The sequence below is a fragment of the Chromobacterium sp. S0633 genome (assembly GCF_024158805.1).
Classification (GTDB): domain Bacteria; phylum Pseudomonadota; class Gammaproteobacteria; order Burkholderiales; family Chromobacteriaceae; genus Chromobacterium.
Genome location: NZ_JAMZGH010000082.1, coordinates 1 through 10,423, shown reverse-complemented (window position 1 = coordinate 10,423; position 10,423 = coordinate 1). Strand labels below are relative to the sequence as shown.

9 protein-coding genes are annotated in these 10,423 nt (G+C 70.7%); 7 read left to right on the top strand and 2 right to left on the bottom strand.

What is annotated here, in order from left to right; translation table 11 throughout:
- Positions 1-220: 220 nt before the first annotated feature.
- Genes NK214_RS24370 through NK214_RS24340 form a run of 7 tightly spaced genes read left to right on the top strand, consistent with a single transcriptional unit; the run spans position 221 to position 8,752 of the window.
- A complete protein-coding gene (locus tag NK214_RS24370; protein ID WP_253315735.1) occupies positions 221-1,405 on the top strand; it encodes a glycosyltransferase in 1,185 nt (394 codons plus the stop codon).
- The gene (locus NK214_RS24365; protein ID WP_253315734.1) at positions 1,398-2,726 is read left to right on the top strand and encodes a cellulase family glycosylhydrolase; all 1,329 of its coding nucleotides are present in this window, start codon (positions 1,398-1,400) and stop codon (positions 2,724-2,726) included. Before NK214_RS24370 ends, NK214_RS24365 begins: the two co-directional genes overlap by 8 nt.
- A complete protein-coding gene (locus tag NK214_RS24360) occupies positions 2,723-3,964 on the top strand; it encodes a glycosyltransferase family 4 protein (RefSeq protein ID WP_227106305.1) in 1,242 nt (413 codons plus the stop codon). The genes NK214_RS24365 and NK214_RS24360 overlap by 4 nt, the downstream gene beginning before the upstream one ends.
- Positions 3,948-5,051, top strand: coding sequence for a glycosyltransferase family 1 protein (locus NK214_RS24355; RefSeq protein WP_253315733.1), 1,104 nt, complete (start codon positions 3,948-3,950; stop codon positions 5,049-5,051). Before NK214_RS24360 ends, NK214_RS24355 begins: the two co-directional genes overlap by 17 nt.
- Entirely contained in the window at positions 5,048-6,475 is a 1,428-nt protein-coding gene (locus NK214_RS24350) for an O-antigen ligase (RefSeq protein ID WP_253315732.1), read from the top strand. The genes NK214_RS24355 and NK214_RS24350 overlap by 4 nt, the downstream gene beginning before the upstream one ends.
- Positions 6,472-7,332: an acyltransferase gene (locus NK214_RS24345; RefSeq protein ID WP_199225973.1), complete on the top strand. Its 861-nt coding sequence runs from the start codon at positions 6,472-6,474 to the stop codon at positions 7,330-7,332. Before NK214_RS24350 ends, NK214_RS24345 begins: the two co-directional genes overlap by 4 nt.
- Positions 7,333-7,345: 13 nt before the next feature.
- Positions 7,346-8,752, top strand: a complete 1,407-nt coding sequence (locus NK214_RS24340) for a lipid II flippase MurJ (RefSeq protein WP_253315731.1) — start codon at positions 7,346-7,348, stop codon at positions 8,750-8,752.
- 382 nt (positions 8,753-9,134) lie between these two features.
- Here NK214_RS24340 and NK214_RS24335 read toward each other — a convergent pair whose 3' ends face one another.
- Complete coding sequence (locus NK214_RS24335) at positions 9,135-9,527, bottom strand: VOC family protein (protein ID WP_253315730.1); 393 nt, start codon at positions 9,525-9,527, stop codon at positions 9,135-9,137.
- Positions 9,528-9,548: 21 nt separating this feature from the next.
- The gene (locus NK214_RS24330; protein ID WP_253315729.1) at positions 9,549-10,103 is read right to left on the bottom strand and encodes a cysteine hydrolase family protein; all 555 of its coding nucleotides are present in this window, start codon (positions 10,101-10,103) and stop codon (positions 9,549-9,551) included.
- Positions 10,104-10,423 lie beyond the last annotated feature (320 nt).

Sequence of the window (10,423 nt, the reverse complement as noted above, 5' to 3'; positions counted from 1 at the left end):
CGCCCCCCCCCCCCGCGGGGCGCCGCCGGCCGCCCCCGGGGGGGGGGGGGGGGGGGCGCCCCCCCCCCCCCCCCCCCCCCCCGGTGCCGGTGGTGGAAAACGCGCTGGCCATCCTGGGCGCCGCGTTCGGACAGGTAGACGGCATTGTGCTCAACCGCCGCCGTTTTGAAATCCCCGCCGCCGTGTTGAGAGGCGCGGCGCGTTGGAAAGGAGAAGGCCGATGAAGATCGCCCTGCTGGCTCCGCTGCCGTCGGAGCAAAACGGCATCGCCGACTACGCCGACGCCTGGCGCCGGGCTTTGGAAGACGAAGGCGTCAGCGTCGTCTCCCCGCTGGACGGGCAGCCGCTGGCGCTCAACGCGCTGGAACTGTCCTGGCAGATGCAGAACGTGGACTGGCGGCGTTTCGACCTGGTGCACGCGGAACTGGGCGGCGGCCGTTGCGGCGAATTCATGGCGCTGGAGTGGTTGGCGCGCCATCAGCCGGGCTTGAGGCTGACGGCCACCGTCCATGATCCGGAACGCCTGGTCTGGCGGCCGCCCGGCTTGCCGCGGCGGCTGCCGCGCCCGCTGGCCCAGGCCGCGGCCTTGCTGGCCGCCCCGCTGACGCTGGCGCGCGAGCGGCGGCTGGCGCGGCGCTTGACCCGGCTGGTGACGCTGACGGCCACCGGTGCGGAAGGCCTGGCCCGGCGGATGCGCTTGCCGGCCGGCCGGGTGTTCCACATTGCGCACGGCAATCGCGAAATCGCCGCCGAACCGCTGCCGGCCTTGCCGCCGCAGGGGCCGCTGCGGCTGCTGTACTTCGGCTACATCTACCAGGGCAAGGGCATAGAGGATGTGTTGGACGCGCTGGCCCTGCTGCAGCAAGAACCGGACACCCGGGACCGGGTGCGGCTGACCCTGGCGGGCGGGGTGGCCCCGGATGTCGCCTTCGGCCGTTCCGGCTCTTATTTGGAATCCCTGCGCCAGCAAGCCATCCTGCTGGGGCTGCACCGGGACATGCTGGAATGGCGGCCGGACCTGCCGGCCACCGACATCCCCGGCCTGATCCAGGCCCATCACGCCATGGTGCTGCCGTATCGGGAATCGTGGAAGCTGGCCTTGCTGGGCCGGATGTGCGGCGCCAGCGGCGCGCTGTCCTGGGCCGTGGCCTGCGGCCGCGGCGTGGTCTGTTCCGACGCGCGCGCGCTGGCCGAGGAGGTCTCCTTCGGCAACGGCGAGGTCTACGCCCGTGGGGACAGCGCGGCGCTGGCCCGGACCCTGATCAGCCTGCTGCGTCAGCCCGAGCGCTTGCGTCTGCACAGCGAACAGGCGCGCAGCCTGGGGCGGGAACGCGCCTGGCCGCGCGTGGCGACGCAGTTTCTGCGCATGTTCCAGACCGCGCTGGGGGAGAGGGCGCATGGCTAGCGCGAGCGGCGCGGCGTGGCGGACGCTGGTCCTGGCGGCGGCGCTGACGTTGGCCGCGGCCGGCCCGCGCGCCGAAACCACCGAGCTGACCGCCGGCCGGCCGGTGGTGTGGCGCGACTTCCTCGGCGTCAACGCGCATTTTCTCTGGTTCACGCCGGAGCAATACCAGCGCCAGATGCAGCAGCTCAAATCGCTGGGCCTGAGCTGGGTGCGGGTGGACCTGCATTGGGACCGCCACGAACCCAAGGAAAACCAGTTCGTGTTCGCGCCGCTGGATCAGCTGGTGGACACGCTGAAGGCGCAGAAGCTCAAATCGGTGTTCTACCTGGTGGGATCGGCGCCCTTCGCCAGCAGCGTGCCGCCGCTGCTTGGTTCCAGCGACCAGTACCCGCCCAAGGACGACAAGGTGTTCGCCAAGCGCATGGCCATGTTGGCCAAGCGCTATCCGGCGGTGGACGCCTGGCAGGTGTGGAACGAACCCAATCTGCCCGGCTTCTGGCGGCCGCTGCCCAGCCCGGAAGGTTACGGCCGTTTGTTGCAGGCCAGCGCGGAAGCGCTGCGCGCCGCGGCGCCGGGCAAGCCGGTGGTGATGGCCGGCATGGCTTATTACAGCCAGATGCCGGTGCGCGGCGGCCTGATGCTGGAGGAACTGGGCAAGAAGGGCACGCTGAATCTGAAAACCATCGTCGCCTACCATCCCTACAGCCAGCAGCCTGAGGGCGATGATCCTAAAACGCGGGACTTCGTGCTGCGCGCTCAGCAGATCAACGCCCGGCTGCGCCAGGTCAAGGCGCCGGGCATCTGGGCCACCGAATGGGGCTGGTCCAGTTACGCCGGCCCCAAGGAAGAGCAGGACATCATCGGCCGCGACGGCCAGGCGGATTATTTACTGCGCCGGCTGGCGCTGATGAGCGCGCTGGACTACGACCGCGTCTTTCTGTTCGCGCTGTCCGATCTGGACCAGCGCGCCAGCGCGCGCGACCGCGGTTACGGCTTGCTGGATCTGAACGGCAAGCCCAAGCCCGCCTACAAGGCGCTGGCGCGCTTTCTCGCCATCACCGGCCCGCGGCTGGAGCCGGCGCCGCCGCCGCGCCTGGACGCCGCGCCGGACGGTTTGTACAGCATCGCCTGGCGCAAGCCGGACGGCGCGCGCCTGTGGATGTTCTGGAGCGCGAACGGCGGCGCGGCGCGCTTGCCCGGCGTCGCCCGCGCCACGCTGCGCCAGCCCTTGAGCGGAAGCAGCGCCGTCTTGAGCGCCGCCGGCGACAGCCTGAGCGTGGCGGTGAAGCCGCAGCTGCAAATCCTGGAGTGGCGAGAATGAAGCCGGCCTCCCTTTCCCTTGGCGGCTGCCCGCCGCTGCGCATTCTATGGACCCTGCCGTATCTGCCCTGGCCCACCACCAGCGGCGGCAAGCTGCGCCAGTTCCAGCTGCTGCGCGCCTTGGCGGCGCGCGGCCACCGCATCACCTTGCTGGTGCAGAGCAAGGAACCGGCCAGCGAGGCCTGCCGCCGCCAGCTGGAAGGCATTGTGGAACGGCTGATCGTGCTGCCGCGCCGGCCGCTGAAGCACCCGCTGACGCTATTGGCGGCGGCCTTGGGGCCCTACCCGATGCTGGCCAGCGTCAACGGCCTGTCGCCTGATCTGAGCCGCACATTCGACGGCCTGCTGCGCCAGCGCTGGGACGTGGTGCAGATCGAGCACAGCTACGGCTTGCAGCCCTTCCTGGAAGCGCTGGACCGCCGCCGTCAGCCCTTTTTGCTGACCGAGCACAATGTCGAGTCTGAACTGGGCGCGGCCACCTATCAGCATCTGCCGCGCTGGTGCGCGCCCTTCGTCTGGTGGGACCGCTGGCGTTACCGGCGTTGGGCGGCCCTGGCGCTGAACGCCGCCGAGCGCGTCGCCGCCGTCACCTGGGAGGACGCCGCGGCGATGGCCCAGCACAGCGGCCGGCTGGTGGACGTGGTGATCAACGGCGTGGACGCCGACGCCTTCGCCGAAGTCCGCCCGGATTACGCCAGCCAGCGTCTGCTCTTCGTCGGCAATTTCGAATACCCGCCCAACCGCGACGCCGCCGTCTGGCTGGCGGCGGAAGTGATGCCTAGGCTGTGGCGGCGCTTGCCGCGGGCGCGGCTGGCGATATGCGGCTACGCGATGCCGGAGGACTGGGCGCGGCGCTGGCCGGACGCGCGGCTGGAGTGGCTGGGCTTCGTGCCGGAACTGCCGACGCAGCAGCGGCGCGCCGCGGCCTTCATCGCCGGCCTGCGCCAGGGCGGCGGCTCCAAGCTCAAGGTGCTGGAGGCGCTGGCCGCCGGCCTGCCGCTGCTGAGCACGCCGCAGGGCGCGTCCGGGCTGGACCTGCGTCCCGACAGCGAATACCTGCGCGGCGACGACGCCGAGCAACTGGCGGAGGCGGCGGCCGCGCTGCTGAGCCGGCCGGAGCGCGCGGCCAGCCTGGGCGCGGCCGGGCGCGAATTCGTGCGGCGGCGGCACGATTGGGCCATCGCCGCCGACCAGCTGGAAACCTTGTACCGGGAGCTGAGACATGCGCATCGGAATTGACTACCGCCCGGTGACCGCCGCGCCGCGCTCCGGCATCGCGCGGCAAGTGCTGGCGCTGGAGGCCGCGCTGGCGGCGCGGCCGAACGTGGAAGTGCTGCGTTTCACCGCCTGCCCGGCCGACCATCCCCACCGGAGGCTGGCGGAATGCCCGGCGCGGCCCAGCCCGGCCGACGGGCTGCATCGCCCGCGCGAGCGCTGGCATTTCGAATGCCGCTTTCTGCCGCAGGCCATCCGCGCCCGGCGGCTGGATCTTTACATCGCCACCGCCAACACCGGGCTGCCGCCCTGGCGCGCGCCCGGCGGCGTGCGCTACGCCATGCTGTTGCACGATGTGTTCCAGCTGACCCTGGACAACTACCACGTCAGCCTGCTGCGCGCGCTGGCCTATCGCGTGATCGATTGGGCCGGCACCGCGCGCTCCCTGCAACGCGCCGACGCGGTCTGGACGCCGTCGCAATTCACCGCCGACGCCGCCGCGCGGCTGTTTCCGCGCCAGCGCGCCAAGCTGGCGCTGCTGCCCAACGCGGTGCCGCAGCAGGCGAGGCCGGCCGCGGAGCCGCCGGCCGGCTTGCCGGCGCGCTATTGGCTGGCGGTGGGCGCGCGCGAGCCGCGCAAGAACATGCCCTGGTTCGTCGAGCAATGGCGGAAAGCGCGTCAGCGCCAGCCGGACCTGCCGGCGCTGGCGCTGGTGGCGCGGCCGGAAGACCTGCCGGCGGAGCTGCGGCGGCTGGACGGCCTGATCTGGCTCAGCGATCTGGACGACGCCATGCTGAGCGCGGTGTACGCGGGGGCGGAACGGCTATGGCAGCCGTCCTACGCCGAAGGCTTCGGCCTGCCGGTGATCGAGGCGCTGGCGCAGGGCACGCCGGTGGCGGTGGCCACCGGCTCCGCGCTGGACGAGGTCGCGCCGCCGCAAGCGGCGCGTTTCGCCCCCAACGACGGCGGCGAGCTGCAAGCCTTGATGCACCGGCTGGCCGCGGCCGGGCCGGACGGCGATGTCGACGCCAACCGCGCCTGGGCGCGCCGCTACGATATGGACGCCTACCGCCGCCGCGTGGATCAACTGCTGGACAGGCTGCTGGCATGACGCCGCTGAATCGCGCGCTCGCCCTGAGCTGCGGGCTGTTGTTCGGCGGCCTGCTGGCCCTGCTCAGTCCGGCCGCCGCCGCGCTGGCGCTGGCCGCCGCCTGCGCCGGCGTCGCCGTGCTGCGCGCGCCCTTGCTGGGACTGGCGCTGTTCGGCCTCGCCGCCACCCTGGCGCCTTACGCCACGGTGCAACTGGGCGTGCGCGTCACCGTGTCCGAGGCCTTGCTGGGCCTGGCCTGGCTGGGGGCGCTGCCGCGGCTGGCCGTCGGCCTCCTGCAATGGCCGCGCGGCCGCGCCGAAGAGCTGCTGCTGTGGCTGATGGCCTTCAGCCTGCTGCCGTTTCTGGCGGGCCAGCTGATGGTGCAGGCCGACGGCAACGGCCCGGTCAACTGGGCGCGCTGGCTGCTGAATCTGTCCGCCTTGTTTCTGGCGCCGCTGCTGCTGCCGGACGAACGCAGCCGCGACCGCCTGATCGTGACGCTGCTGCTGGGCACGCTGGCCATGCTGCTGCTGTCCATCGGCTATTTCCTCAAGGACCGCGACGCCAACAGCTTCATCCCGGTGCTGGAAAAACTGCGCTACGCCCATCCGGAAGCGGTGCGCGACATCTTCTCCGCCAACTACACCCGCATGGCCTCGCCCTGGGTGCATCCCAATCTCACCGGCGGCGCGCTGGCGCTCTTTCTGCCGCTGGCCTTCTTCTACGGCCTGGCGCAGCGCGGCTGGCGGCGCTTGCTGGGCCTGACGGTGGCGCTGCTGGGCGCGGCCGGCCTGCTGTTCAGCATCTCGCGCGGGGCCATCGTCAGGGTGGGGGTGGTTTTGCTGTGGCTGCGGGGGCGGCGCGCCCCCCACGCCGGCCGCATCATCGGCCTGGCCGCGGCGCTGGGCCTGGCCCTGGTCTTGTTCTATCCGCCCTTGCAGGAACGCCTGGCCACCACCTTCTCCGCCAGCAACGCCAGTACGGAAATCCGCATGGACGAATACCGCCGCTTCCCCGACGCGATGCGCGCCTATCCGCTGGGCCTGGGTTTCAAAGTGGATCCGCCGCCGCCGGACAGCGGCCTGCTCGGCATCTCCAACCTCTGGCTCAATTACGTTTACAAGCTGGGCGCGCCCGGCATGCTGCTCTTCGTCGCCGTCACCGTGGCCTGGTGGCGCGAGGCGCGGCCGCGCGGCCCGCTGTCCGCGCTGGACCCGGAGCGCGCGATCTGGCTCGGCACCCTGTCCGGCCTGCTGGCGGCGCTGCTCACCGGTCTGTTCGACCACTACTACAGCTTCACCATGGTGCTGATCGGCCTGTTCTGGCTGCTGATGGGCGTCAATCTGCAAGCGGCGCGCCGGCTGGCCGGCCGCGGCGATCCGCTATTGAGCGCCGTCGCGCCCTCCGGCCCGAAAACCGTTGATCCGAAAGCGAAACCGCGATGAAACCCACCGATCTTCCCGCCGCGCCGGCGCTGACGCTGCGCCACCGCATTTACCACAGCAGCGCGCTGCGCGAGCGGCTGGACGGCTACGCCGCGCGTCTGGGCGCGCCGGCGGCGGAACTGGCCGCCGCCTACGACTGGATGCTGGCCAACAACGTGGCCTTCGAGGAGGGCGACGCTGCGGAACCGCGCGTGTCCATCGTCTCCGTCGACATGGAAAGCCGCATCCCGCACCCCTTGGCGAGCCGCTTCTACGCGCTGTTGCGCGACGAAGTGCCCACTCAGCTGGTGCCGCGCTACGGCCTCAACTGGGCCACTTTCAAGGATCGCTGGCTGCGCGCCTGGGAGCAGGGCTACAACATCCTGATCAACAAGCTGCCGTCCCACCACCTGCGGCTGGCCTGGCTGCGCCTGGGCGGCGCGCGCATCGGCAAGGGCTCCAGCGTGTGGCGCAACACCGAGGTGCTGGGCGTCAACAATCTGGTGATAGGCGCGGACAGCTGCGTGGCCTGGCACTGCCTGCTGGACGCGCGCGCCGGGCTGATCATCGGCGATCACGTCGCCATCGCCTCCTACGCCAAGATCATCGCCGGCAGTCACGACCTGAGCGCGCCGGAATTCTGGTCGGTGTCCGCGCCGGTCTATATCGACGACTACGCCTGGATCGCCACCGGCGCGCTGATCGGCCACGGCGCGCGCATCGGCCGCGGCGCGGTGGTCACCGCCAACACCGTGGTGGGCAAGGAAGTGGCGCCGTACAAGATCGTAGGCGGCAGCGGGGCCAAGCCCATGGGCGAGCGGCCGCGCGATCTCAACTACAAGGTGGGCGGCAAGGGGCTGTTCACCCTGTTCCACTAATGACACTGAGCCCATGTTCGGTCCCGCCGCGCTCTTGACCCTGGCCACGCTGGCCGGCCTGCTGGCCGGTTTCGCCCGCGAGTGGCTGCTGGTAGCCGCCTGGGGCGCCGGCGGCCGCAGCGACGCCTTTCTGGTGGCGATGTTCCTGCCGGAAGCCTTGCGCACCCTGCTGGCCGGCGGCTTGCTGTCCGCCGCGCTGCTGCCCTTGTGGCAAGCGCAGACGCCGGAGCGGCGCTGCGCCTGGCTGGCCGGCCAGCTGCGCCACTGGCTGGCCGCGGGCTTGGGTCTGGCGGCGCTGCTGAGCCTGGCCGCCCCGTGGCTGACGCGGGCGCTGGCCCCCGGCATCGGCGCCGCTCACGCGGAATCGGCCGCCGCCGCTTTGCGCTGGCTGGCCTGGCTGGCGCCCGGCCTGCTGGCCCAGGCGGTGCTGGCGGCGCCGTTGCAAGCGCAGGGCCGCTTCCTGCTGGCCGGACTGGGCTCGCTGCTGTTCAATCTGCCGGCGGCGCTCTATCTGTACTGGGCCGGGCCGGCCGCGGCGGCGGCGACGCTGGCGCAATGCTTTCTGGCCGGCAGCGGGTTGATGGCGGCGGCGCTGCTGCCCGGCAACTGGCGGCTGGGCTGGCGGCCCTGGCTGCGCGCCGGCCGCGGCGATGTCCGGCAGGTCTGGCGGCGGCTGTGGCCGCTGCTGGCCAGCGGGGCCGCCAGCCAGGGCCTGGGCTTGTTGGAGCGCCTGGCCGCCTCGCTGCTGGGCGAGGGGACGATTACCCTGCTGAATCTGGCGCGCAAGCTGATCAATCTGCCGCTGATCGCCTTGATGAGTTTGAACCAGGTCTTGTTGAGCAAGATGAGCGGCGCGCAGGACGCGGACCGGTTGCGGCTGCTGGACCGCGGCCTGGCCGCCTGCGGCCTGCTGACCCTGCCGGCGGCGGCCGGACTGATCGGCGCCGCGCCGGCGCTGGTGACGCTGCTGCTGCCGGCCGGCTTGGCCGCGAGCGACCTGCCGCTGCTGCTGGCGCTGTACGCGCCGGGCATCGTGTTCGGCGCCTGGAACGCGCTGCTGGCGCGCTACTGCTACGCCGGCGGCGACACCCGCGGCCCGTTGGCGGTGGAACTGGCCGGCAGCGCGCTGAGCGCCGCGCTGTTGCTGACGCTGCCGCGCTGGCTGGGTCTGCCCGGCCTGGCCTTGGCCGCCTTGGCCGGGGTGTGCTTGACCGGCGCGCTGCTCGCCGTCCGGCTGGGCCAGGGCTTGCCGTCAAGGCTGGCGCGCCAGGGCGCGGCGGCGTGCGCGCCGCTGATCGTCGCCGGGCTTGTCTTGTTCCAGCTGCGCGGCTCCGGGCCGTGGCCGCAACTGGCGCTGGCCGCCTTGGCCGGAGTCGTGCTGCTGTTGGGGCTGGGCTGGCGTTTTAGAGCCGGTTCATGATCTTTTCTGATTTGAAGTATTGGCCAAAGCATTGAATCCGCTGCGCGGATGATGATTTAGGGCCGGTTCCGCCCGGCAAACGGAAAGGGAGATTTGCGCGGCCAAATCTCCCTTTACCCTAAAGGCCGCCCTGCAAGCCTGGCCTGCGGCTTCCCTCCGGGACCCGTCAGGCCCGAGGCGCGGCTGAACTCTCTACGTGCGAATCTTTGATTCGCTCAGTGATGGCGCGCTAACGTCGCGCTACTCGAACAGGCAGCCGCTTAAGACCTCGGGCCTGCCACCCGTCGGCAGGCTTGAAGGGAGTGGGGGCGCGTCGAATACGAGGTTTCCAGCGTATCTACGCAACGCCTCAACGTACTTAACAAAGATCGTGAACAGGTTCTTAGGTGGAAATGGGCGAGCACAACTCCACCAGCAAGCCATCCGGACAACGCAGATGGGACACCGTCTGGCCCCAGGGCTTGAGCGAGGGCGCTTGCAGCTCAACGCCGCCGTGGCGCAAGGCCTGGGCGTGGGCGGCGGCCACGTCGTCGGTCGTCAGCGCGATCTCCATGCCCAGCGGCAGCGGCGAGGCGTCCGCCGCCACATAGCCTTCCGGCAGATTCATCCGGCCCAGCGGGTGGGCGGCGAAAGCCAGCGTGGTGGCGCCGGTGTCCAGCTCGCCGTAATCGCCGGATTCGTGCAGGAAGCGGCGCTTCATGCCAAAGGCGTTTTCAAAGAAGGCCAGCGAGGCGGCGACGTCGGAGACATAGAGAATGGTGTAGGCGAATTGCATGGTTGGGCTCCTGATCAGGGTTTATTGCAGCTGCCGCAGCATGTCGGCGCATTGAACGATATGGGCGTACTCGCCGTCCAGATTGGCCAGCGCCATCGCGTGCACCTCGTCGGCGCTGCGCGGGGTGCCGGCGTAGTCCGCCTTGTCGAAAGCGAAGCAGGCGTCGGCGGCCACCAGGGTGCGGAAGCCGAGGTTGCCGGCGCTGCGGGCGGTGGCCTCCACCGAGTTGTTGGTGCTGACGCCGACGATGAGCAGTTGTTCGATGCCGCGCACGCGCAGCCAGCGTTCCAGGCCGCTGTGGGCGAAGGCGTCCGGCACGTTCTTTTCCATCACGTGTTCGCTGGCCAGCGGGGCCAGCGCCGGCTGGAATTCGACGCCGGGCTGGCCGGGCCAGAACGGCGATCCCGGGGTGCGGGAGATGTGGCGCACGTGGACCAGCGGCGCGTCGGCCTGGCGCCAGGCGTTCAGCAGTTGGGCGATATTGGCTTCGGCCTGGGGGTTGTTGCGCGGGCCGGCTTCGGGGCGGCTCATGCCTTGTTGCATGTCGATGATGATGAGGGCGGGGGCGGTGTGCATGGAGGAGATGCCGGGGTCATGGCGGGGGTTTAGTGTAGCAGGGGAGGCGGGGGTGTTCGATAGATTGCTCTGTATTTGGAGAGGGTTGCTTTGTTGAATCTGCTTTCACGGAGAGATGTGTCCTCCTTTGATTGCGCTGTGATTTGTGAGGGCTTTTCTGTTGAGTCCGCTGCGCGGATGATGATTTAGGTGCCGCTTTCCGCGCGGCGAACGGGGAGGGGGCGGGCCACCGCCCCCTTCCAGCCCCCCTCGTCCCCCAGGACGCGAAACCCCGAAGAAAAAGGGGCCTGCAAGGCGCGGCTGAACTCGCGATTTGCTAG

Bases quoted from the DNA above. Each gene is read 5' to 3' on its own strand.
- NK214_RS24370 (WP_253315735.1), top strand. From the start codon at position 221: ATGAAGATCGCCCTGCTGGCTCCGCTGCCGTCGGAGCAAAACGGCATC.
- NK214_RS24365 (WP_253315734.1), top strand. From the start codon at position 1,398: ATGGCTAGCGCGAGCGGCGCGGCGTGGCGGACGCTGGTCCTGGCGGCG.
- NK214_RS24360 (WP_227106305.1), top strand. From the start codon at position 2,723: ATGAAGCCGGCCTCCCTTTCCCTTGGCGGCTGCCCGCCGCTGCGCATT.
- NK214_RS24355 (WP_253315733.1), top strand. From the start codon at position 3,948: ATGCGCATCGGAATTGACTACCGCCCGGTGACCGCCGCGCCGCGCTCC.
- NK214_RS24350 (WP_253315732.1), top strand. From the start codon at position 5,048: ATGACGCCGCTGAATCGCGCGCTCGCCCTGAGCTGCGGGCTGTTGTTC.
- NK214_RS24345 (WP_199225973.1), top strand. From the start codon at position 6,472: ATGAAACCCACCGATCTTCCCGCCGCGCCGGCGCTGACGCTGCGCCAC.
- NK214_RS24340 (WP_253315731.1), top strand. From the start codon at position 7,346: ATGTTCGGTCCCGCCGCGCTCTTGACCCTGGCCACGCTGGCCGGCCTG.
- NK214_RS24335 (WP_253315730.1), bottom strand. From the start codon at position 9,527: ATGCAATTCGCCTACACCATTCTCTATGTCTCCGACGTCGCCGCCTCG.
- NK214_RS24330 (WP_253315729.1), bottom strand. From the start codon at position 10,103: ATGCACACCGCCCCCGCCCTCATCATCATCGACATGCAACAAGGCATG.